This window comes from Paenibacillus canaveralius, assembly GCF_047238265.1.
Classification (GTDB): Bacteria; Bacillota; Bacilli; order Paenibacillales; family NBRC-103111; genus Paenibacillus_F.
The window spans coordinates 780473-803476 of sequence record NZ_JBDFMM010000001.1 but is presented as its reverse complement, the minus strand read 5'-3'; the positions used below and the strand labels follow the sequence as shown (position 1 = coordinate 803476).

The 23004-nt window shown below is 56.4% G+C and carries 24 protein-coding genes and 1 pseudogene; 6 read left to right on the top strand and 19 right to left on the bottom strand.

Annotated elements, in window-relative coordinates:
- Positions 1-43 precede the first annotated feature (43 nt).
- From ABC395_RS03695 to ABC395_RS03630, 14 genes are all read right to left on the bottom strand, one after another.
- Positions 44-655, bottom strand: coding sequence for an alpha/beta hydrolase (locus ABC395_RS03695; RefSeq protein ID WP_413006680.1), 612 nt, complete (start codon positions 653-655; stop codon positions 44-46).
- Between the two features lie 2 nt (positions 656-657).
- Positions 658-1608, bottom strand: coding sequence for a ring-cleaving dioxygenase (locus ABC395_RS03690; RefSeq protein WP_413000795.1), 951 nt, complete (start codon positions 1606-1608; stop codon positions 658-660).
- Positions 1609-1672: 64 nt separating this feature from the next.
- Complete coding sequence (locus ABC395_RS03685; protein ID WP_413000793.1) at positions 1673-2299, bottom strand: nitroreductase family protein; 627 nt, start codon at positions 2297-2299, stop codon at positions 1673-1675.
- Between the two features lie 129 nt (positions 2300-2428).
- Positions 2429-3160 (bottom strand): pirin family protein, encoded by a 732-nt coding sequence (locus ABC395_RS03680; RefSeq protein WP_413000792.1) that lies wholly within the window; start codon positions 3158-3160, stop codon positions 2429-2431.
- A gap of 82 nt (positions 3161-3242) precedes the next feature.
- Positions 3243-3707 carry a MarR family winged helix-turn-helix transcriptional regulator gene (locus ABC395_RS03675; RefSeq protein ID WP_413000790.1) on the bottom strand — a complete coding sequence of 155 codons (465 nt, stop codon included), beginning with the start codon at positions 3705-3707 and terminating at the stop codon, positions 3243-3245.
- A 140-nt stretch (positions 3708-3847) separates the two neighbouring features.
- Complete coding sequence (locus tag ABC395_RS03670) at positions 3848-4207, bottom strand: hypothetical protein (protein ID WP_413000788.1); 360 nt, start codon at positions 4205-4207, stop codon at positions 3848-3850.
- A gap of 243 nt (positions 4208-4450) precedes the next feature.
- Entirely contained in the window at positions 4451-4717 is a 267-nt protein-coding gene (locus ABC395_RS03665; protein ID WP_413000786.1) for an excalibur calcium-binding domain-containing protein, read from the bottom strand.
- 108 nt (positions 4718-4825) lie between these two features.
- Positions 4826-5380, bottom strand: a complete 555-nt coding sequence (locus ABC395_RS03660) for a VanZ family protein (protein ID WP_413000785.1) — start codon at positions 5378-5380, stop codon at positions 4826-4828.
- Between the two features lie 16 nt (positions 5381-5396).
- Complete coding sequence (locus tag ABC395_RS03655) at positions 5397-5894, bottom strand: DUF3221 domain-containing protein (RefSeq protein ID WP_413000783.1); 498 nt, start codon at positions 5892-5894, stop codon at positions 5397-5399.
- 145 nt (positions 5895-6039) lie between these two features.
- On the bottom strand, positions 6040-7386 hold the full coding sequence (locus ABC395_RS03650; RefSeq protein WP_413000781.1) for a family 8 glycosyl hydrolase: 1347 nt from the start codon (positions 7384-7386) through the stop codon (positions 6040-6042).
- A gap of 331 nt (positions 7387-7717) precedes the next feature.
- The gene (locus ABC395_RS03645) at positions 7718-7954 is read right to left on the bottom strand and encodes a hypothetical protein (RefSeq protein WP_413000779.1); all 237 of its coding nucleotides are present in this window, start codon (positions 7952-7954) and stop codon (positions 7718-7720) included.
- A 200-nt stretch (positions 7955-8154) separates the two neighbouring features.
- Positions 8155-8367, bottom strand: a complete 213-nt coding sequence (locus ABC395_RS03640; RefSeq protein ID WP_413000778.1) for a helix-turn-helix domain-containing protein — start codon at positions 8365-8367, stop codon at positions 8155-8157.
- Between the two features lie 171 nt (positions 8368-8538).
- The gene (locus ABC395_RS03635; protein WP_413000776.1) at positions 8539-10296 is read right to left on the bottom strand and encodes a (Fe-S)-binding protein; all 1758 of its coding nucleotides are present in this window, start codon (positions 10294-10296) and stop codon (positions 8539-8541) included.
- The gene (locus ABC395_RS03630) at positions 10289-11704 is read right to left on the bottom strand and encodes an FAD-linked oxidase C-terminal domain-containing protein (RefSeq protein WP_413000774.1); all 1416 of its coding nucleotides are present in this window, start codon (positions 11702-11704) and stop codon (positions 10289-10291) included. The genes ABC395_RS03635 and ABC395_RS03630 overlap by 8 nt, the downstream gene beginning before the upstream one ends.
- 202 nt (positions 11705-11906) lie before the next feature.
- Here ABC395_RS03630 and ABC395_RS03625 point away from each other — a divergent pair, with 202 nt between their 5' ends.
- Together ABC395_RS03625 and ABC395_RS03620 are read left to right on the top strand one after the other, a co-directional pair.
- Positions 11907-12638 (top strand): FadR/GntR family transcriptional regulator, encoded by a 732-nt coding sequence (locus ABC395_RS03625; RefSeq protein ID WP_413000772.1) that lies wholly within the window; start codon positions 11907-11909, stop codon positions 12636-12638.
- Between the two features lie 294 nt (positions 12639-12932).
- A pseudogene (locus ABC395_RS03620) lies at positions 12933-14028 on the top strand (tetratricopeptide repeat-containing glycosyltransferase family 2 protein).
- Positions 14029-14241: 213 nt separating this feature from the next.
- On the opposite strand, the gene ABC395_RS03615 reads toward ABC395_RS03620, so the two are convergent.
- The 4 genes from ABC395_RS03615 to ABC395_RS03600 all read right to left on the bottom strand — a co-directional run bounded on the left by ABC395_RS03615 (position 14242) and on the right by ABC395_RS03600 (position 17735).
- The gene (locus ABC395_RS03615; protein ID WP_413000771.1) at positions 14242-15690 is read right to left on the bottom strand and encodes an amidase family protein; all 1449 of its coding nucleotides are present in this window, start codon (positions 15688-15690) and stop codon (positions 14242-14244) included.
- Between the two features lie 178 nt (positions 15691-15868).
- Positions 15869-16723 carry a glycosyltransferase family protein gene (locus ABC395_RS03610; RefSeq protein WP_413000769.1) on the bottom strand — a complete coding sequence of 285 codons (855 nt, stop codon included), beginning with the start codon at positions 16721-16723 and terminating at the stop codon, positions 15869-15871.
- Entirely contained in the window at positions 16683-17378 is a 696-nt protein-coding gene (locus ABC395_RS03605; RefSeq protein ID WP_413000767.1) for a glycosyltransferase, read from the bottom strand. Before ABC395_RS03605 ends, ABC395_RS03610 begins: the two co-directional genes overlap by 41 nt.
- Positions 17379-17513: 135 nt before the next feature.
- Positions 17514-17735 carry a bacteriocin-type signal sequence gene (locus tag ABC395_RS03600; RefSeq protein WP_413000766.1) on the bottom strand — a complete coding sequence of 74 codons (222 nt, stop codon included), beginning with the start codon at positions 17733-17735 and terminating at the stop codon, positions 17514-17516.
- Between the two features lie 178 nt (positions 17736-17913).
- On the opposite strand from ABC395_RS03600, the gene ABC395_RS03595 reads away from it, so the two are divergent.
- The 4 genes from ABC395_RS03595 (at position 17914) to chrA (ending at position 21984) form a co-directional block, all read left to right on the top strand.
- On the top strand, positions 17914-20106 hold the full coding sequence (locus ABC395_RS03595; RefSeq protein ID WP_413000764.1) for a peptidase domain-containing ABC transporter: 2193 nt from the start codon (positions 17914-17916) through the stop codon (positions 20104-20106).
- Positions 20107-20331: 225 nt separating this feature from the next.
- The gene (gene chrS, locus ABC395_RS03590; protein WP_413000762.1) at positions 20332-20814 is read left to right on the top strand and encodes a chromate efflux transcriptional regulator ChrS; all 483 of its coding nucleotides are present in this window, start codon (positions 20332-20334) and stop codon (positions 20812-20814) included.
- Between the two features lies 1 nt (position 20815).
- Positions 20816-21439 carry a chromate efflux transporter ChrB gene (gene chrB, locus ABC395_RS03585; protein ID WP_413000760.1) on the top strand — a complete coding sequence of 208 codons (624 nt, stop codon included), beginning with the start codon at positions 20816-20818 and terminating at the stop codon, positions 21437-21439.
- Entirely contained in the window at positions 21439-21984 is a 546-nt protein-coding gene (gene chrA, locus ABC395_RS03580) for a chromate efflux transporter ChrA (protein WP_374755396.1), read from the top strand. Before chrB ends, chrA begins: the two co-directional genes overlap by 1 nt.
- Before the next feature lie 228 nt (positions 21985-22212).
- On the opposite strand, the gene ABC395_RS03575 is transcribed toward chrA, so the two are convergent.
- Positions 22213-23004, bottom strand: a complete 792-nt coding sequence (locus ABC395_RS03575) for an NAD-dependent epimerase/dehydratase family protein (RefSeq protein WP_413000758.1) — start codon at positions 23002-23004, stop codon at positions 22213-22215.

Genomic DNA, 23004 nt, shown 5'->3' with positions numbered 1-23004 from the left:
CAGGGTTACGCCGCGGTCCTAATTCCGCGCCTCGCACGCAGCTTCAGCCTTTAAAACGATCCGCAAACCAGCGGGCCGCGGCGTTTACTTCCGAATCCGTCAGCTGATGGCCGTAATTCTCCCAGTGAATCTCCACTTCGGCGCCCGCCGCTTCCAGCAGATTCTTGAGCTCCTCCGTCTCCTCCGGGGTGCAGAGCGGATCGTTCTTGCCCGCTCCGATAAAGACGGGCAGACCCGTGGAATCCGGCAGCTCGATCCCTCTGCGGGGCACCATCGGATGATGAAGGATCGCCCCTTTCAAAGCCTGCTTGTAATGGAAAAGCAGGCTTCCCGCAATGTTCGCCCCGTTGGAGTAGCCTACGGCAACAAGATTGCCCCGGTCGAATCCGTACTGCTCCGCCGCCTCGTTCAGAAACCCGTAAAGCTCCTCCGTGCGGAATACGAGATCTTTCTCGTCAAATATCCCCTCCGCCAGTCTGCGGAAAAAGCGCGGCATTCCGTTTTCAAGAACATTACCCCGGACGCTCAGCACGGAGGATTCGGGCGAGATGCGCTCGGCCAGCGGGAACAGATCTTGCTCGGTTCCTCCCGTTCCGTGGAAAAGGACCAGGACAGGCGCCGCCGGATTGCTTCCTTCACGGTATACATGTTTCATCGTCATTGTTTATCCGCCTCCAATACACGGACTTCGATAGGAGGAAGTCCTTTCTGGATAGCCGCCCGGTGAGGTTCATACCATTCCGGCAGCACAAGCTCTTCGCCCAGCGCTTCGAACGGCTCGTCGCGCGTGAAGCCCGGAGGATCCGTCGCGATCTCGAACAAGATCCCGCCCGCCTCGCGGAAGTAAATCGCGTTAAAATATTGGCGGTCGATAACCGGCGTCGGCTGGAACCCGTTCATCTGGACATAGTCTCTCCAGTCTTCGTGGTCTTCGAAGTCTTTGGCCCGCCATGCGATATGATGGACCGTGCCCGCACCGCCCGAGCCTTGGGGCACCTCGTCTTTTCTGATATCCACCACGTTGCCGATGTCCCCTTCCGATACGAAACGGACCAGGCCGTCTTCCTCGGCGGTTCTTGTCAGCCCCATTACATGCTCGACGGTGTGCATCGTGCTTTCCGGATTCAGACTGTAAAGCACCGCGCCGCCGAAGCCTTTGATCGCTTTATCGGCAGGGACGCCGCCGAACGACCATTTGCTGTCCGCTCCTTCCGCCCGTTCCACCAGCTCAAGCTCCAGACCGTCCTTATCCTGGAACTGGATATACGTTTCCGAGAAACGCTCCGTCTCCCGGAACGGAATTTCCAGCTTCTGCAGCCGCTCTTTCCAGAAAGGCAGCGCACCCTGCGGAACCGCGAAGGTCACGATGCCGACCTGGCCGCCGCCGATACGGCCTTTGCGCGACGTTGCCCAAGGAAAGAACGTAATGGCCGTGCCGGGGCTTCCCGCTTCATTTCCGAAATACAGATGATACACTTCCGGCGCGTCGAAGTTGATCGTTTTTTTCACGAGTCTCAAACCGAGCACACCGGCGTAAAAATCAACGTTCGCCTGCGCGTCTTTTACAAAAGCGGTAATATGATGAATGCCTGCTGTTTTTTTCGTCATGATTGAGCACCTCTTCGATTTTAATATAGGTTGGCTTTACAGGAGAAAATTAGCCGGAAGTGTTTCAGAAAGAGTCCCTGCTTACGAATTCGCCGACCGGCTTGCGGTAGCCCCGCGGCCTTTGGCCGGAAACGTCTTCCTTGCCTATGGTAATGAGCAGGGCCGGCACATACCGGTCGGGGATATTCAGCGCTTCGCGCATCGCATCCGGGTCGAAGCCGATCATCGGACAGGTGTCCCATCCTCTGTCTTTGGCGGCCAGCATGAAGGTCATCGCGGACAAGCTCGCGTTGCGGACCGCTTCTTCGCGTTTGAACGCTTCGCCTCTGTCCTCATAAAACGCCGTGATCGCTTCGATCGTCTGGTCATATTCCTGCTTGTTGATCACGCCCAGATTCAGCAGCCCTTCGTTGATCTTACCGGCATCGTGATGGGCGTCCATATGACCGAGCACCAGAATGGCGGCCGACGCCATTTTAACCTTGTACTGCTTGTTAGCCGCCTCATATACCCGCTCCTTTACCGCGGGATCTTTCACGACCACGTAATGAGCATGCTGCAAATTAAAAGCCGACGGCGTATATTTGACCAGGCTGAAAATCGCATCCAGTTCCGGATCCGGCAGCTCGACACCCTTCACGAATTTGGTAGCCGATCTGCGTTCTTTTAATACCGTTTCGAAATCGTTCATGATGATCTCTCCTCTATTTCGGGCAGTGGTAGGGTATGCGTTTATATCATCCGTCAAGCGTAAGCCCGCGGGGAAAAAGTATTCCGGCCGTGCGGCCTTGTCCGGGCACGTTGCCGGTCAAAAGTCCGCTTACGGCAGGTCGATCAGCATGAGCCGGGCTCCCGTCTCGGTGTGCAGGTCAAGCCTTTCCTGCTCCGTAATACGCGCCGCGTCCCTGCGGGACAGCTTGTATGCGCCGTCCGCCGTTACGGAGCCTTCGATAACGAAGACGTACATCCGTCTTCCCGGCTTCTGGCTGAACTCAAGCACGCGTCCCGGCTCCAGCTCCGCGAGGTAGAGCGTCATATCCTGATGGATGCGGGCCGGCTTCATCCCGTCATCGCCTTCATCGGCGGCGGCTTCCCGCGGCCGTCCCGTTACGACGGGAACCCATTCGTTTTTGCGGGCATCCAGGTCGTAGGAAGCCTGCTCGTAGGAAGGGGTAAGCCCTTCCTCATCCGGCGTAAACCAGAGCTGGAGCAGCTCCACTTCTTCCGTAGCCGAAGGATTTGTCTCGGCATGCTCAATGCCGGTGCCCGCGGTCATCCGCTGAACCTCTCCGGCACGCGTGACCGTTTTGTTGCCCAGCGTGTCCTCGTGCTGCAGCTCGCCCCGGAGGACCACTGTCACGATCTCCATTTCCTCGTGCTTGTGGAAATCGAACCCTTTTAAAGGCTGCACCCGGTCATCGTTGAACACCCTCAGCGGTCCGAATTCCGTATTTCCCGGATCGAAATAACCCCCGAATGAAAAACTGTGGCTCGTGTACAGCCAGCCGAAATTCCTTGTAATGCGCGTCAGCGCCTCGTGAATTTTGATCATGATAACCGCTCCCTCGTCCGGAACGAACCGGAAATCTTAAATTTGATTATCTTAATTTTAAGATATTTGCCAAAAAAAAATTTTATCCCTGCTTTTGAGCCGCCGTACCCAGCTTTTTGATCAGCCCGATCGCCAGCTTCTTCTCTTCCGCCGTCAATCCGCTCATACTTGCTTTCACAACCTCGGCATGCTCGGGAAAAATATCGTTAAACAGCTCCGTGCCCTGCTCCGTAATCTCCGCATAAGTCACGCGGCGGTCACTCGCACACGAGATGCGTCTCAGAAGCTTTTTCTTCTCCAGCTTGTCAATGTTGTAGGTGATGCTTCCGCTGGTGACGAGAATCTTGTCTCCGATCTGCTGAAGCGGAAACTTTCCTTTATGGTACAGAAGCTCCAGTATGGCGAACTCCGAAGGAGACAAGCCGTGTCTTTTCATATCCTTGACCGAGCGGTCCATAATGACCTTCTGGGCTTTCGAAAGAACCACAAACAATTTAAGCGATAAGTCGATGTCTTCATTCACTAAGGTGTTGTCCTGCTCTTTCATGCGGTTCACCACCGTTCTGTCGATATCTCAAATTTAAATATCTTTAATTTAAGATAAATATACACCCCTTTTGGAGAGGTGTCAAGCGAATCCGGAATAGTTGCCGGGAATTTTTTTCCGGCGAACAAATACGCAAGCGGCTACTCCGGCGTAGGCCCCAGCGGGATGCGGTACTGCGAGCATTCTTCCACGATATGCTCCCCTTGCGAATAAATCCAGCGGAAGCGAAACTGACTGCCGCCGTAGCCGGTTTTCTCCCGGATATCGGGCACGACCACCGTCTCCATATTGTCCAGCAGCGTCCGCTGCATATCCGTCAGCCTCTGCTCGTTTGCTTTCCGGCGCTCCTCCGCTTCCTCTTCGGATGCCGAAGTCTGGAGGTAATACTCGCGGCCGACCTCATCGGCGCTCCAATCCTGCGGCAGAGGCGCTCCCGAACCGCGGAATATTTCCTTCACCGTTTCAATCCAATCGTTATAAAGATCCATTTCTACTTTCAAAATCGGGTCCTCCGTTCTTCCGGCTAACCGGTTGTCTCTCTGATTTTACCCTATTTCGGGGCATTTTGGACAGAGAGCGGGACGCAGCCTTCAACTAGCATACGGTTAAGCCATCCGGCAAAGCAAACCGTGAACCGAGCGCGCAGCCTGCTGCGAAAAGATTGCAGATTTTAACCCGCAATCATTCCAACCGCCTTGTATCCAACAAAAAAGAACCCTTCCGGGCGGAAAGGTTCCGCATTATCAGCGCTCGCAGGCAATCTTATCTTTGTCCCCGTCGAGCTTCTTGTTCGCCTCGTAAAGCTCTTTGGAAGCATACGGCTTGTACTTGGTTTTGCCGCCTTTGTTCTTGGTCGAATCCGAAAGGGCGACACCGCCTTTATAGTCTTTGTTGAGTTCCGTGCAATTTTTGTAAGTCTTGGCCGCTTTCGCCGCCGCGTGTTCGCTCAGTCCCAGAGGCAGGGCCACAAACAAAGCTGCCGCAAGTACCGCCGCTAATTTTTTCTTCATCCTCGTTATCCCCTTATGAACGAATTTCCCGTTACAAACCTATCATAAAGGGTAAGGTTAGGTTTTCCAATACGTTTTGAGCCTTGTTAACTTAAAGTTTCATAAAGTTTATACGGCGGTATCAAGCAGAGACGAAAGCCCTCTCTTCTTACCGGGACGGATTCCGCGGACCAGGGCCGCAAACAACCGGTAACCTCCGTACCCGAGCAGAACGCCGGTAAAATTCAGCAGCACATCGTTCACGTCTACAGTCCGGTATCCGGCACGGATAAGCAGGGAAAGCAGCAGCTGGGCACTCTCGATTGCCACGCCGAACATGACTCCAGCCCGAAGCATACGTTTAAAACTCACCTTCCGGAGAAAAGGCAGCCCGAATCCGAACGGGACCGAAAGCAAAATATTGTTGTAAATTTGGGCCGCTTGCCAATGAACGAAGTTAGTCGGATCAAGGTCGTAGGAAAGTCGGAACACATCATACTCCGTGACAAATAAGGGTATCGGAAACAAGGTGTATCGGAGCACGTTTACCATGTAGATATAAAAAACGGCATATAGAGACACATATAAATAGCTCCGGTTATGCTTGATTTTCAGCCGAACGAGCAACACGATCAACACAAGGAGAGCCAGCAGCACAGTCGAAGCGTCAAAATCCCAAAGCATCCAAACGTCCTCCAAACTATTCCCGATCTTCGATCACAATTTCGACATCCTTATGAAGGCTATTGTCGTGCAGAGTGACATTCCAAACTTTCTTTTCGTTGTCCAGAGAGACTTTCTTCACGGTTGGGATACGGGCCTTTTCCTGATGAAATGCCCTTTGCAGGACTTCTGCGGGCTCAAGTACAGCTCCCTGGGGCTTCACCGGATTTTCGTTAGAAAGGAAGGTTCCGCTTGTTTGTCCCGGATAGGACGTCATGATCACCCCTATAGTCTCAACCGTAACTTTTTCCCCGACGTTAACTTGATCCGCAATTCCGGATATCCATTCCGCATCATAAATTTTTTCGTCACCCATTAAGCCGCTTTCCGTATCGCTCACAAGCAGCGCCCGATTCGCCTTCGTGTCCTTTTGCACCACATATCCGGTAAAAGTGCCTTTTGACTGTTCCGGACTATTTGCGCATCCCGGCAGGCAGACGAGCAAGAAAACAACTAGAAGGATATTTCGGATCATAAACGCCACCTCCCCATCCATTTATTCCCACACCTTTACAGACTCCGTTTCCCCACAAAAAGTTTCTTTTCCGCCGGCTATTCTTCTATGCCCAAAAAAACGGACAAAAAAAGATGCCCGGGATCGGGCATCTTACTTGAATCGATTACGGCGTCCACCAGTTGCCGGACACCATAATCATGCTGAGCACGCGGATGCTGTTGTCGTAATAATAGCTATCGGAGGTCGGCGAGTTGACGATATCGCTCCACACCTTGTTCAGCCACGTCTGGTTGGATGAATCTACCATCGCGCTGACGGCAAAAGGCGCGGTGAACGCGATCGCGTGACCCGTTTCGAGCACCTTTCCGTTAAGCTCGTAACCCGAGGCGATCTTGGCCGGGTTGCCCCCGGTTGCGGACTGGATCCAGCTGTTCATTTTGCGGACCTGGTTCAAAGCCCGGGTATCCCCGCTTATGAGGTAATCCGTTGCGATCCGCCAAGGTGTCCGGCAGGAATTCCAGCTGTAGTCGTTGTCGGTCGTTTCCTCCAGGTAACCTTCCGGTGCCGGCGCGTAAGTGCCGTTCGATTTGCGCACGATGAAATCCGGAAGCAGCCCCGTATTCGGGGAGTTGTTTTGGAACACCGTATTGATTACGTTGTAAGTCGTGTCCGTCACTTTATCCCAGTTCGCATTGCCGGTGGCGGCCTTGAACGTCTTGAGATGATTCAGCATAAAATCGGACGCGCGTGTGCCCGGACCGTATTCGGGATCGCTGTCCGAAGCCCAGTCGCCCATCTTCAGATGGAAATATTTCGCGTGCACTTCACGCTTCATGATGGCGTTGATGATCTTCACGGCTTCACTCTTGTAGTTCACCGTTCCCGAGCTGCCCCACTGCTTGTCGGCAAGCAGCAGCGCATACGCGATATCCATATCGCCGTCCGTAGCCGCATCGCTGCCCGAAGTGTCCACGATATTGCCCGACGAATCCTTCGCCTGCTGCCATGCCATCAGAGCGGGATCGATCGAACTCGGATGAGCTTTATAGAAGCGGTACAAGCCGTCGAAATACGTCTGGGCGTCGGCATCGTGACCCGCCATATACGCGGTGATCAGCATGCCGTACCCGTGGCCTTCCGAGCAGGAAACGACGTCCTTCGGTTTCGTGACGATTTTTTCTTTATTATAAAACACGTAGTACTGGTTTGAAATTTTCGGATGCTTGACGAGGTATCTTGATTTCCATTCGTCATATTTCGTTTTGACCTGCTGATCGAGCTGGGCCTGGGTATAATTGTTCGGTTTGATCGTGCCGGACGTATACGAGACATGCTGAGGGAACGGTTTCATGGCGGCAGCCGCGGCCGTGTTAACAGCCTGACTTTGTACCAGGGTATCTCCTGAAGCCGATGCGGCCGGTACACCTTGAGCGCCCGCCAATACCGGAGCGGCTACCAGGCTGCATAGCAAACAAGCGGATGCGGTGAATCCCAGTAATGTTTTTTTCATCGTTCATTCTCCTCTCTGATTTGCACTGCGTATGAATGGACCAGCAAAATCTCCGCCCTTGTCGCGCGGGCCACCACCTCCCGGAACGCATCGGCCGACCACACTCCACAGTCCGGTACACAAAGTTAAAACGCTTTAACTTTTGGCCGTAAAAAAACAGCTGTCCTTACCTGACCCAACAAATTCGTGAACGAAATTGCGTTTTTCAGAGTAAATCGGCAGCTGCTGCGTTTTGATCCTAAGTAAAACTATAAGCGCTTTCAATTTCCTTGTCAACCATAAATTGGGATACCTTTTATGATTCTTTTTTTAAAATATAATGGTTAACCTATTAACTTTCCTTATTTTCCGGGCAAGCTTCGGCGGCGGTTACGGCTTCGATCACATCCGTAAAGGAGATACCCAAACAACTCCGGACGATATAAGCGGATTCATTAAACGCCTCCGCTTTATGAGCGTACCTTTTGGCCTGTCCTTTATGTCCCAGGGAATCGTAAAGTTTCGCCGTTAACTGATATTCATTAGCTTGATTAAAAAGCAGGACACACACTTGAAATGCTTTCTCCAATTCTTTCAAGCCTCCAGTTTTCCATTCTATTTTGGTCCTATCAAAGGTCCGGCCGTAATGTCTTCATAACAAATAAAAGATAAAACGAAGCCTTAATTTAGCCGGGCACCTTACAATAAATGGGATTCACAATACTTTGATCATACACGATTTGTATAGTTATGTCTATACATAATAACCGGAGAAGAGCCGACATAGGCTCATCCTTCATGGAATTCATAAAGCTCCTCCATATGGCAGTCAAGAGTGAAAGCGACTGTGGCGGCCGCATCGAAAGACATCTTCTCCCGATCGTTGACCCAATTGGAGACCTGATGCCTCGAATAGCCCGTCCTCCGTGCCAATTCAGCCTGTTTCATCCCGGCCTTTTGAAGCAGCAGCCTAAGTCGGCAGTTCCCGCGGGTGTATGCCAACCTTTATTTCTCCCCTCAGTAATTCATGATGTTGGGTTCATTGTATCATTCACGTCATTAATAAGTAAGCGTGCCCGCGGCATTTCGGCAAAGATCACAAGCAACCAATCGCGGCAGAAAAAAAGAAAAACCCTTCTTTATAAGCGAAGGGTTTAAAAATTACAGACGGCCTTATCTGTCCCCGAGCAGCCGCTCATGGAGAAAATCGACGACATGCATGACCTTCATACTGCCGTCCCCGTGACGTTCGTTGCCCAGCTTCATTTGAAGCAGGCAGCCGGGATTGCTCGTCAGCAGATACCGGGCGTCCGTGGCATTGGCGTGGACCATTTTGTGATCCAGTATCTGATTGGCCATATCCGGCTGGGTCAGATTATAGATTCCCGCCGAACCGCAGCAGCGGTCGGCTTCGAACATCTCCACATACTCAACGCCCGCGACCTGACGCATAAGCTTGCGCGGAGCGTCGGAAGAGCGCATCACATTGCGCAGATGGCAGGAATCCTGGTACGTGATGCGCACGGAAGGCGCGGCCGCCGAGGCGGCAGTGGACGACCCGGCTGTGCATGCGGCAGACGGCTGCGCATGCGTATCCCGCAGCGCTGCTCCGCCTGCCGCTGCAGCCGCGGTTCCGGCGCAGGCCGCCGCCGTTTCGGCCTGCGCGGACGCGTCGTCGATGGCCGCAAGCTCGGCGCCGATGTCCGCCGGAGCGGCAGATGTGCCTCCGCAGGCTGCTGCAGGGCGGCCCGATGCGGACGCGGCAGCACCCGGTGCGGCGGCCGAGCCTGCGGACGTGCGCGCTGCGGTGGCGTCAGCAGCCGTCAGCCCCGCAGGGGCCGGTGCCTGCGGGGCAAGGACCCCGGCCTGCGCCGCAACTGCTCCGCTGCCCCCGGCAGCCGTGCAGGCACCAGTCGCGGACGCACCCTGTCCGCCTGCCGCAGGAGCCCAGCCCTGCTCGGCGAATTTCGGCACACGGCCGAAGTTGACGAGCAGGTCGCTGACGTCCTTGACGCGGGCGGCAAACCACGCCGCGTCCTCCTTCCACTGCGCGTCCTCGTGCAGCAGATGGTCGTACTCCGCCAGGATGGCTCCGCAGCCCCCCGCGTTGGAGACGATATAATCCACGCCGGCTTCCCGGAAGGCGCGGATGTTCCCGCGGGCAAGCGAACGCGCCCCGTCCGCCTCTCCGCTGTGCGCGTGAAGCGCGCCGCAGCAGTTCTGCGTCTCGGGGATGACCACTTCGAAGCCCGCTTGCGTAAGCAGCTCAACCGTGTGAACGTTCGTGTCGGTGAACATAACGTCCATCAGGCAGCCTCGGAAAAGCCCCACGGTCGCGATCTTGGCTCCCACAGCCGGATGAGAGCTCCCGATCCGCTCGATCACGCCGCGCGAAGATGCTTCGGGCAAAATCTGCTCCATTTCCCTCATATGATCCGGGAAGAGTTTCATGATGCCGGTGCCCCGCGCGATTTTCTGCAGTCCCGAGCGCTGGTACAATCCAAGCGCTCCGCCGAGCAGCTTCATCCGGTTCTGCTTCGGAAATACCGCCTTGAACGCCGTGCGGCGGGCAAGCTTGACCCAGCCGCGGTGGCTGTCCGTGTGATCTTCAATCGCATCGCGCGCCTGCTCGATAAGCTGCCCGTACTTCACGTCGGCCGGGCAGGCCGGCTCACAGGCCCGGCAGCCCAGGCAGTGGTTCATCTGCTCTTCGAATGCGGCGTCCGGAGCCATAATCCCGTCGGCGACCGCCTTCATAAGCGCGATACGGCCGCGCGGGGATTCCGCCTCGATACCCGTTTCGCGGAACGTCGGGCAGGCCGGCAGGCAGAAGCCGCAGCGCATGCAGTTGGTCAGTTGATCTTCGTCCAGGCGGAGCTTCAGCTTCTGTGCCAGCGGATTGCTCGTGGTGCATGCCGTTTTCTCAGCCACGGTCGATCACCACCCTTTTACGCGATTCTTTGGCGAAAACTTTACCGGGATTGAGCAGGTTAAGCGGATCGAACGCCTGCTTGATCCCCTTCATAACCTCTATGCCCGCCGCGCCTACTTTCCACTCCAGGAAAGGGGCTTTGACCAGGCCGACTCCGTGTTCCCCGGTAATCGTGCCCCCGAGCTTGATCGCCGCTTCAAAAATTTCCTCGAAAGCGGCCTCCACCCGGTGGACCTCCTCCGGATCGCGCGCATCGGTCGTCGCCGTCGGATGAAGGTTTCCGTCACCCGCATGGCCGAACGTACAGATGGTGACGTTATGCTTCTTCGCGATCCGGTTGATCTCCATCACCATGTCGGCGATTTTGGAACGGGGCACCGTCGCATCTTCCAGTATCGTCGTCGGACGCAGCCTTGCAAGCGCAGTGAATGCGCTGCGTCTTGCCGTCAGCAGCTTCAACGCTTCCTCTTCGTCCGCCGCGACGGCGATGCGGGCCGCGTTTTCGCTCCGGCATATGTTCTCGATCAGCGCGATATCCCGCTCCACCGTGGCGGGGTCGCCATCCTGCTCGATCAGCAGAATCGCTTCCATATCGAGCGGCAGCCCCAGCTTGGCGAAATCATCGACTACCCGGATCGTGGGATTGTCGAGAAATTCAAGCGTGGCCGGAATGATCCGGTTCTCGATAATTTTCGAAACGGTGCGCGCCGCCCCGTACAAATCTTTGTACATCGCCAGCATCGTCTTTTTCGCCTTCGGCGGAGGAATCAGCTTCAAAGTCGCTTCCGTAATAACGGCCAGCGTCCCTTCCGATCCGACGAGCAGCTTCGTGAGGTCATAGCCCGCCACGTCTTTCATCAGCTTGCCGCCTGTGCGGATAATTTCCCCGTTCGGTAGAACCGCTTCAAGGCCGATGACGTAATCTTTCGTCGTGCCGTATTTCAAACCGCGCAGCCCGCCCGAGCATTCGGCAATGTTGCCGCCGATCGTGGAGATGGACATGGAACTCGGGTCCGGCGGGTAAAAAAGCCCCAAAGACTCCACATGGGTAATAAACTGCTTCGTATTCAAGCCCGGCTGCACCACAGCCGTCAAATTTTCCAGATCCACCTCCAGAATGCGGTTCATCCGGTGCATCACCATGACGACTCCGCCCTGCACAGGCACGGTTCCCCCGCACAAATTCGTACCCGAACCGCGGCTGATAAGCGGCACCCGGTGTTCGTTCAGCACTTTCATAATTTCCGACACCTGAGCGGTATCGGCCGGATAAATCACGCCGTCCGGCAGCGACTGGAGCATCGGCGTCCCGTCGTAGGAATGGGTCACGAGCGACTGGGGATCGTCTTTGAACCCTTCCTCGCCCGCAATGGCGATCAACTTTTGTCTGACTTGTTCATTCAGCAAATTCAGCACCCCTTTTACAAAATCGGCCCGCTCTTGAAACCGTCCTCATTTCCAGGCGGGTCGCCTGAAAGATATCGTTTAAATAAACTAAAATTCCGGATAATAGATCAGGTCATCTGATGACTTTATTTACAATTAAGTATACACTAAAATTAATCGACCGGAAGACGGAAAATAAATTTTTTCTATGGGGGCTTAACATATGGATATACATACAAACGGACGGCCGCTTAAAAGTCACGAATGGGTATTGAACGATCTCCGGAAACAGCTTGAGGAAGGGAAGCTTGCAGTCGGCGACCGCCTCTCTTCCGTAGTGGACCTTGCCGCGCAATACGGTGTGGGCCGCTCCACGATCCGTGAAGCGCTCAGCGTTCTGAAAGCTATGGGCCTGCTCGATATCCGGCAGGGCGGCGGCACCTTCGTCAAGGCACTTCCCACCGAGCCCCCGCACCCGGGTCTGCTGCACCCCGAATGGGTCGGCCGGGCCGAATCGCTGCGGCACATCCTGGAAGTCCGGCGGGTGCTGGAGACCGGCTGCGCTTCTCTTGCCGCCGTCAGCCGGACGGAGGACGATCTCGCCGCGCTCGCGGACACCCTGCGCAGCATGGAGGAGCATCTCGGCGACGAAGCTCTGAGCGAGCAGGCGGATGTCCGCTTCCATGAGCAGATCGCGGCCGCTACGCACAATCCCGTGCTGGCCGATCTGATGGCGTCGCTTTCGCAGAAGCTGCACGACAGCATGAAAGACACGCGGGCGCTCTGGTTTTACGCCGAGCGCTCGTCGGCGGAACGTCTGCTGCGCGAGCACCAGGCCATTTTCGACGCTATATGCTCCCGGCAGCCCCAGGATGCTTCGGCACGGATGGAGCAGCACATCACCAAGGTAGAGCAGGTGCTCGGCGAAAAAGGCGCCCAGGCTCCGTCCCGGTAAGCCTGTTTATCGGATTGCGGTTTGGTTCGGGGTCGGGTTCGTTGCGCGGTTCTGTTTGATTCGGGGTCCGGTTTGGTTTGGGTTCCTGTTGGGTTCGAGTTCGAATTCCCGGTTCGGTTGGGGGGCCGCTCCCCTTGCACTGATCTAAACCCGAACCGCCGGGTCCAGCGGCTCTTTTATCTCCCGCGTCCCTTTTCCCGCGAACGCCGTCATCTGCCCCGGCAGGCGGACAGCCCGTCACCCCTTCCTCCAAGCTGAATAGGATGCTGTAAGCAACCTTCGGGAGGGATTGTTTTGCCTACCATCAGCCTTTGCATGATCGTGAAGAACGAGGAAGACCACATCGGGCGCTGCCTTCAATCCGTGGCGGATCTCGCCGACGAGATCATCATCGTAGATACGGGCTCCACAGACAGGACAGTCTCCATCGTACGGGAATATACGGACCGCATCTATCATTTCCGGTGGATCGACGACTTCGCCGCCGCCCGCAATTATTCGTTCAGTTTAGCTAAAAATGAGTATATCCTCTGGCTGGACGCGGACGATGTATTGGAAGAACCGGACCGGATCAAGTTCGCCGCGCTCAAAAGAACCCTCGATTCCTCCGTGGACGCGGTGAATATGAATTATAACCTCGCTTTTGACGAATTCGGCCAAGTTTCCGCCAGCATAAGGCGGAACAGGCTCGTCAAGAGAAGCCGCGGCTTTCTCTGGCACGGGCCCGTACATGAATATCTGGAGGTACGCGGGAACGTCCGGACGTCAGATATCGCCGTAACCCACAGGGCCCTGCACCACGAGAGCGGCCGCAACCTGCGCATCTATGAAAACCGGCTGGCCCAGGGGGAAACCTTCTCTCCGCGGGATTTGTTTTATTTCGCGAATGAATTGAAAGACCACCGGCTATACAACCGGGCCATCCATTATTACGAAGAGTTTCTTGGCACCGGAAACGGCTGGATCGAGGACAACATCTCCGCATGCGGCAGGCTGGCGGACTGTTTTCACGCACTCGGAGACGAGAAGCGGGAGCTGGACAGCGTGTTTCGCTCGTTCCTCTACGCAAGCCCGCGCGCGGAATTTTGCTGCCGGCTGGGCTACGTCTTCTTACGAAAAGGGGACTACCGCACCGCCGCTTACTGGTATGAGGCCGCTTTGCAGGCCGGGAAGCACACGGATTCGTGGGCGCTGACTCATGTCGCCTGCTCGACCTGGCTCCCGCATCTGCAGACTGTGCGTCTGTTATGACCGGCTGGGCGAGCATGAGCTGGCGCACCGGCACAACGAGACTGTGCTGGAGTACCGCCCCGGCGATCGCCAGGCTCTGGCCAACAAAGCCTATCTGGAAGGCGTGCTGTCCCAAAAAATAGAAACCCCCGCGGATTAACGCGGGGGTTTTGTTTGTTTGCGGTGTGTGAAGCAAGCGCCGGATTAGTATGCCTAAGGGCGGAAGCCTCCCGCCGTTTGTATAAAGCGATAAGCCAGCCCCACGGATAATCCGGCGGTTGACCACCGTCATGTAACGCTGAGCACCCGCACGCGTCCGGAGCTTCGTACAGCCCGGAGAGTCCGGCGGCTCGGGCAGTTTCCTGCGTGAGCGCTACTCCAGAACCGGAGGCTTGCGCCTTGGGCGAAGCTGCTCGAAGGCGTAAGCCAGCTTGATGAGCACCGGCTCCGCAAAAGCTCCTCCCGTGAACATCACGCCGAAAGGCATCCCGCTCTTTAAGTAGCCTCCCGGCACGGCGATGGAAGGATAGCCGGCTTTGGCCGCGATATCGTCGCCCGCCGTGTTCGGGAACAGAAGCGCATCGAGCTGATGCGTCTGCATCGCGAAGTCGATCCCTTCTGTACGAGACAGCCGGAGATCGGCCAGCCGGTGCAGCAGATACTCGGGTTCGGTCAGCCTGCCCGATGTGGCTTCCGAACGGATCAGCACCCCCTGGCCGTACTTCAGCGCTTCGTCCGCGTGTGCCTCGTTAAAGGCGATAAGCTCCTGCAGCGTGTGCACCGGCAATCCTTCCGGAAGCCTCGCCAGATACGCATTGATGTCCGCCTTAAACTCGTAAAAAAGCACCTCCGAGCGGTGCCCGGACAGCTCCTCCAGCGAAGGGATCTCCACCGGATCGACGATGACCGCTCCCGCCTCCCGGATTTCCCCCAGGAGGCTTTCGAAAAGCTCCCGCTCTTCATCGGTGAGCGGGTCCAGGTGCTCGCTGCGCGGAACGCCGATCCGCGCGCCTTTCAAACCGTCCTTATCCAGATGAACGGTAAAGTCCGGCTCTTCCAGACCGGCCGCGCTGCCCGTCACCGCATCCCGCGGGTCGTACCCGCAGAGCACGCCCAGCAGCGCGGCGGCGTCCGCCACCGTCCGGGCCATCGGTCCGGCGGTGTCCTGGCTGTGCGCGAGCGGGATGATCCCGCTGCGCGAAATGCGGCCCAGCGTCGGCTTGATGCCGACGACGGAGTTGTGGATCGCCGGGCTGAGAATGGAGCCCGACGTCTCGGTTCCGACGGCCGCGGTTGTCACGTCGATGGCGACGGCAGCGCCGCTCCCCGTGCTCGATCCTCCGGCGAACAGGTCCGCCCCGTAAGGATTGAGCACCTGGCCCCCGCGGGAGCTGTAGCCCGAAACCATGTCATCGGCCATGAAATTGGCCCACTCCGTCATGTTCGCTTTGCCGAGGATAATCGCCCCGGCTTCTCTCAGCTTTTTGACAAGGAAAGCGTCTTCCCGGGCGTAATGATCCTTGAGCGCGATGGAACCCGCGCTTGTGTGCATGTTATCCGCCGTCTGAATATTGTCCTTGAGCAGAACGGGAATGCCGTGAAGCGGACCCCGGACTTGACCGAGCCGCCTTTGGGCGTCTGCCGCTTCCGCCAGATGCAGGGCGTCCGGATTCAGCTCCAGAACGGAATTAATGCCGGGCCCCTGCCGGTCGAATGCCGCAATCCGTTCCATATAATACCCGACCAGCTCGAAGGACGTGCATTCCCCCTGCTCCATAGCATGCTGCAGCTCCGTAATGGTCGCTTCCGTAAATAAACTCATGATGGCTCTCCCTCTCTTGTTCATCCTGAATACAAGCCCGCCTGTTCCGCGGTACTCCACATAATTCCATTATCCCAGAGGGGAGAGCCTGCCTACAAGAGTAAGATTCGTTATACAAAAAAAGGCCCCGTGCCGCCAGCCGGGCCGCGGCGCAGAAACCTTTTGCGGAGACGCCCCGTCATCCTTCCAGAAAAGCGGCTATTTCGTCCTGCAGGCCGCCCAGTCTTTTCCGGAGATTTTGGAGAATTCTTTCGTCAGAGATCGTGGAGTAAAGATGGAAGGCGCGCTTGTACTGTCCGGCCGCCATAAACATCTCCCCGAGCAGTTGGATGACATGATCGCTCCTCGGATGCAGCAGGGAATACGGATTCTCCAGCAGCTTCAGCCGGTTCAGCCCCGACTCGGCCCGGGTCACCAGATTCCCCATCCCGTCCGTATACTCATGCAGCAGCAGATAATACAGTCCGTCGGTGCATTCGGGATAAAGCGCGTTGATTTCTTCCGCCAAGGCATTCAGCGGCTCGTTATATTGAGGCCGGCTGTCCAGGATACCGGCAAGCAGCAGCAGACTGCGCAGATGAAAATGATCCGGCTCCGTACGCGTTCCCCGAAGCTGGAGTCCGGTGCGGATTCCCTCCACGATTTCGTGATCGGGGTACCCCGCTTCCTGCTTCTCCCGTGCAAGAAAGTAGTGCCACCGGATGTTGTCCGGCTCTCTCGCCACCATTTGCTCTTCCAGGCGGATATTGCGCTCGTGCTTGTTCTTCGCCTTCACCACCTGAGGCTCGTACCCGTCATGCGACAGAGTGAATTCCGTCATTAGATGCCGCAGATCCCCGCCTCTTTCGTCCATCTCCTTACGCAGGTCTTCATGAATGACCCCGTAATAGCGAAGCCCGTCTTCACGGCGGAAAATTCGGCGGGTCAGCGTCAATTCCCCGCCGTCATGGTTGATGATTTTGGGCGAAACGACAAGCGCTTCGGCCGGACAATCATCGAACAGACTGCAGAAAAGCTCTAAGCTCCGCTCCATCGCCGATCAGTGCCTCATCCGCATCCAACTGGAAGATCCAGTCTCCGGCCGCCAGATCGTTCAGCCGGTTGCGGATTCCGGCAAAATCGTCCTGCCATTCCGCAAATTCGATCCGGACATGCGGGTAATCGCCGCGGATCAAATCGACAGTGCCGTCGGTCGAGCCCGTATCCAGGACGATGATCTCGTCGGCCAGCCCCCGGATACTGTCCAGGCACCGCGTGATGCACCGCTCTTCATTCAAGACGGGAATGACGACCGATATTGTCGCCCGGCCCGGCCGAAGCAGAGTTTCCGTCAAATTCCCGTACCCGGATTCGCCCAGGGCGGCCAGCTCTTCCCGCATGCCCGGAGGCTCTTCACCGATGAGCGGAACGAGATCATCCGAGCATTCCCTCACCTTATCCAGCAGGGCAATGCGCTCTTCTATCCGGCGGAGCAGGTTGTCCGTGTGCGGGTTAAGCATCCGTTCAGGGCGGGCCGTCCCGGAGGGTACGGTCTCAGCTCCCGGATGGCCGTCCCCCTCCCCAGGTGCGTCCTCGCCAGCCGGGTTCCGGGACATTCCCGCCGCATTCTGCAGCTCTTTATGTAAATGTTCAAAAAACGGAAGATTATACCTGTACCCTTCAAGCCGGTCCCTTTCCTCGTTAGCCATCCTCCCGCTCCTCTCTGCCTTATCGCTCTTCCTCTCGGGTTCATTACCCGGCATGACGAAATGAAAACAGGGCCGGTTAACCCGGCCCGCTCTTTTTCCTGATTATTTCCAGATTGTTTCCTGATTATATCCTAATTAGCAGTTGCTGTTCTTGGCCGGATAAGGCGAGCAGCTTTTGGACGGTTTGCTGTTGCCTCCAGTTACATCGCCGAGTCCGCAGCCGAGGGGATTGGAGAAGAGGCCCCGTACGAAGTCAGCCGCCCAGCGCGCATGGTCTCTCCAATCGCCGCCGTTAACGTCCATCATTTCGGTTTCATCCAGCTTGGTGAAAGAGTGGTTACTTTTGAGTGTTTTCATGGTAAGTGCTCCTTTCCGAAGTAGGTTGAATAACCTCACCCTTATTTAAACCCCTGCCTCTAAAATTAATCGTAAATTGGACATATTATCCATTTATTCTTCGTTTTTTACTATTAAAAACTGTTATTAATCTTGCTGTTACGGGTTATTTAAAGATAAGAACCTGCTGTAGGAAGGCGTGATTGTATTGAGCTTAAGCCGAAAACCGGTTTGTATCCGGCAGCACGACCGGAGGGATTGTGCTCCCGCCTGCCTGGCTGCCGTTGCCCGTTATTACGGTCTGAAAATGCCGCTCTCCCTGGTGCGCGAAGCTTGTGGTACGGATCATACGGGGACGAATGCCTGCGGCATCGTGCAGGGGGCCGAAAAACTCGGCTTCATCGCCGAAGCGGTAAAAGGAGACGCTCAGGCTCTGTTCGCGGGATTTGAACTTCCGGCTATCGCGCATGTGGTCGACAAGGAAGTCCAGCATTATGTCGTAATCTACAAGATTACGGGGAATAAGGTCCTCGCTGCCGATCCCGCCGAAGGAATGCGGACTTACAAAACGGAGGAATTTCTGAATTTGTGGACAGGCGTGCTAATTCTGCTGACGCCCGGCGAGCGCTTCAAACCCGGCAGCCGGGTGACGGGCGCCGTAAAGCGTTTCTTCCCCCTGCTCCGCAGCAACCGGAAGCTTCTCGCGCCGATTCTTGCCGCCTCGCTTCTCGTTACGGCGATCGGCATGGCCGGCGCTTTTTATTTTCAAATTCTGATCGATACGATTATGGCCGAAAAGCTGCAAGGCACGCTCACGCTCGTCTCGGTCGGCGTTATTGTCCTGTATGCGGTCCGGACCCTGCTCGATTTCGTGAGAAATCATCTGTTCCTGTATCTCGCTCAGCGAATCGACCGCGGTCTTGTGCTGGAATATTACAATCACGTCATTTCGCTGCCGATGAGCTTCTTCAGTTCGCGCAAAACCGGCGAAATCACTTCCAGGCTGACCGACGCCTCCAACGTGCGGGATGCGCTTTCCGAAGCCTCTCTTTATATCGCGGTCGATTCTCTGACGCTTTTGATAGCGGCCGCCGTCCTTTATAACCAGAATCCGCTTCTCTTCGGCCTTACGCTGCTGCTCGTACCGGTTTATGTGCTGATTATGGCGGGGTTCAGGGGATTTTTTGACCGGTATAACCGGAAGATGATGAACGAAAATGCCGAGCTGACTTCTTATGTCATCGAATCCATTAAAGGGATTGAAACCGTCAAAGCCTCCACTGCGCAAAAAGAGGTTAAAGAAACCGCACGGGCGAAATACGAGGCGTTTCTGGCTACGGCATTCAAGTACGGCCTGATGAACAACGTCCAGTCGGCCCTGAAGACGGCCCTCCAGCTTATGAGCGGAGTCGCCCTGCTGTGGATCGGCGCCAGGCAGGTGCTGGACGGGCAGATCACGGCCGGCCAGCTTATTACGTTCAACGTGCTCCTGGCTTATTTTCTGAGCCCTCTGCAGCGGCTGATCGACCTCCAGCCCGTGCTCCAGTCGGCCTATGTCGCCGCTTCCAGACTCGGTGAGTACATGGATCTGACGCCCGAAAAAGAGCTTTCACCGGATGAAACCGCCGTCTCCAAAGAAGATCTTGATCTGCGGGGGGATGTTCTGATCCGTCATCTTTTCTATCGGTACGGGAGCAGACCCCTCACTTTAAATGATGTAAGTCTGACGATCCGCCAAGGTTCCTCGATCGCGCTGGTCGGACCTAGCGGCTCCGGCAAAACGAGCCTGCTGAAGCTGCTGATGAAATTTTTCGAAGCCGAGCAGGGAAGCATTGTGATTGCCGGCCGCGATCTGCGGGAAATCCCCGCCGGTGTCCTTCGCAGCCGGATCGCGTATGTGCCGCAGGAAACGTTTTTCTATCACGGCACGGTGTACGACAACTTGTGTCTGGGACTCGATCCCAAGCCTTCTCTGGAAGAAGTCGCGCAAGTGTGCAAGCAGGCGCAAATTCACGACTTTATCGCCTCGCTCCCCCGGCATTACGAAACGGTGCTGGAGGAGAACGGCTCCAACCTGTCGGGAGGCCAGCGCCAGCGTCTTTCGGTAGCGAGGGCGCTTATGAAGAAGCCTCACCTCCTTCTGATGGACGAAGCGACGAGCAGCCTGGACGCCGTTACCGAGAAGGCCGTTACCTCGCTGGTTGCCGGCCTCGGCATCACGACGGTGATGATCTCCCACCGGCTGAGCGGGGTCCGGCACTGTGACCGGATCTGCGTCATGGACGGGGGACGTATCGTCGAGACCGGGAGCCATGACGAGCTTATGCGGCGGGGCGGCGCTTACAGCGCCTTGTGGAACAGCCAGTTTGCGGAAGTGCAGGCCGCTTTGTAAGAGACGGGGCGGGAGAGCCGGTTTTGCCGCCGGGTCTTTCCGGCCCGCTCTTTCATGCGGCGGCCTCTTTCCGGTCAAACTAAACGGATGCCGGCGGAATGGATGCGGCCCTTCATGAATAATTGAAAACGAAAGAAAATATATGTATATTGTTACATAACGAAATAATTTCATTTATTTTACTGACACTTTGTATTCAAAACAAAAGAAAGGCAGGCGATCCGAATGAACATCCAAGAGCTTCCGGAAACCAAATCAGCGGGGATTGACGAAACCGACCGCAAAATTATCCGGGCCCTGAACCTCAACGGCCGCATTTCCTATACCGATCTGGCCAAAGACATCGGACTGTCGCGTGTGGCCGTGCAGGGACGTATACAAGCTTTGATGGAAACGGGAGTGATCGAACGATTCACCGCGGTTATCAATCCCGAGAAAATCGGAATCGGAGTCTCCGCCTTTTTTAACGTGGAGGTAGAGCCCAAGTTTCTGCACCAAGTGGCCGACGAGCTGGCGGAAGAGCCTTCGGTGACGAGCCTCTATCATATGACGGGTCCCAGCAAACTTCATATGCACGGGCTTTTTACGAACCACCATGAGATGGAGCTGTTCCTGAGAGAAAAGCTGTACCCCCTGCCGGGCATTACGAGTGTGGACTGCCAGGTGCTGATCACCCGGTTCAAGAGCCGCATGGGAATGAGGTTGTAACATGCAGCAGGCTTCCCGCGGGCGAAAGCCTTACTACGAACTGACCTCGGCAATGGTCAAAACCGGCATTCTCGGCTACGGCGGAGGCCCCTCCGTCATCCCTCTGATCCGCTATGAGGCCGTCAATCATTACGGCTGGATGGAGGACGAAGAGTTCGGCGAAATTCTGGCGCTCGCCAACGCCCTTCCCGGTCCGATCGCGACGAAAATCGCCGCCTACCTCGGCTACCGGCAGAAAGGCACCCCCGGCGCGATCGTCGCCGTCATCGCGCATATTCTGCCTTCGTCACTGGCGATGATCGCGCTGCTTTCCGTGGTCGGCTACTTGAGCAGCTCGACCGTCGTGCAGGGGATGATCGCCGCCGTCGTCCCGGTTGTGGCCGTGATGATCGGCCTGATGGCCTACGAGTTCGCCGAACGGGCCGTCAAAGGGCTAGGCAAGCTCGCGGGCTTCGGATTTTTCGCGCTGTCGCTGGTGATGCTTGAGGTCATCCATATCCACGCGGCGATTGTCATCATCGCCTTCCTGGCCTACGGCGCGTTTCATTACAAGGTCGTCCGCCGGCTGCGGAGCGGGCCGGGCAAACGCGGCACACCGGATGACGGAAAAGAGGACCGTTCATGATGGAAGAGTGGCTGAACCTGTTCATCGGTTTTTTCGTCGCCAACGTTCTCGGTTACGGAGGAGGCCCGTCCTCCATCCCCCTCGTGTACCAGGAGGTGGTGACGCATTATCACTGGGCGGACGACCGCCAGTTTTCGAACATCCTCGCGCTGGGCAACACGCTGCCCGGACCGATCGCGACGAAGTTCGCCGCCTATGTCGGCTACGACGCCGCCGGCTGGATCGGACTGACCGTCGCCATAGCCGCCACCGTCGTCCCTTCGGCGGCCGCCCTGATCGTGCTTCTGAAGCTGCTTCAGAAGCACCGGCAGTCCTCCGTCGTGAAAGGCATGACCCTGCTCGTCCAGCCCGTCATCGCCGTCATGATGGTCGTGCTGACCTGGCAGATGGCGGAAGGCTCCGTCCGGTCCATCGGCATCTGGCAGTCGCTCGGCATTGCCGCCGTCGCGTATTGGGCCATGCAAAGGCGCAAAATTCATCCGGCGTTCGTGATCATTGCCGCGTTTGTATACGGCGGCGTGGTGATCGGGCATTTCGGGATCTGAGGAACGGGTCGTTCCCTTTAAACAATTGTCCGTCCGTAACCACGGTCCGATTCCATACGAGAGTGAACCGCATGTAAGTCCCTGCACATGCTTCAATGCAGCGCAAAACCCCCGGCATGCTTCATACCGGGGGTTACGTTGTTGACTGCAATGCCTTCAGCGCCTAGAGCCGCGTCCGGCTCCGGACACAGCTAGATGTACACGCAGCATGCACCTTCCTCCCTATTCCTAGGAAGGCTTCTTATCCACGAAACTTCCCCCCTGAAAAGGGGTTTCGTCTTCCTTGATGGGCTCGCTTCGCTGCCGGGCTTCCTCCATCAGAACGGCGGAATCGTCCTGCGGAACGTAGCCGATCAACTCTTTTAAATAGCCGATATCGTAATAATTCCCCGTATTCGCCGACGTTCCGTAAAGAACGAGGTATTTCATCGACACGTCCGCTTCAATACAGCGCTCGGCAAGCTGCACCATATCCCGGGAAGAAATCCAGATGTGAGCCGAACGCTCGGAATGAGGGCGGTCATCGCCGGGAAAGTTGCCGATCCGCATGTTGAAGGAGGAAATACCGTACTTATCCGCGTACAGGCGCCCGAGCAGTTCGATATAACATTTGCTGAGTCCGTAAAAGCTGTCCGGCCGGTAAGGGTCCGTAACCTCCACATCGTCCCCGACCTTGTAAAACCCCGTCGCATGATTGGAGCTGGCGAAAATGACCCGCTTCACTCCGTTTCTGCGGGCGGCTTCATAGACATGGTAAGCGCCTGTCACGTTGACTGGCAGCACTTTTCCGAGGAAATCCTCGTCGTCTTTGGCCCAGGCGATATGCAGAATCGTATCCACGCCTTGCGTCAGCTTCTCCAGACGGCCGGCATCCGTCACATCGAGCGGAACAACTCCGGCCGCTTCATCGGCCTCCAGATCGGCCGCCGTGATGTCGTAGCGATCCAGGCTGCCCAGCCCTTCCAGCAGAGCGCTGCCGATTCTTCCCGACGCTCCCGTGATGAGAATTTTTCTTCTCAC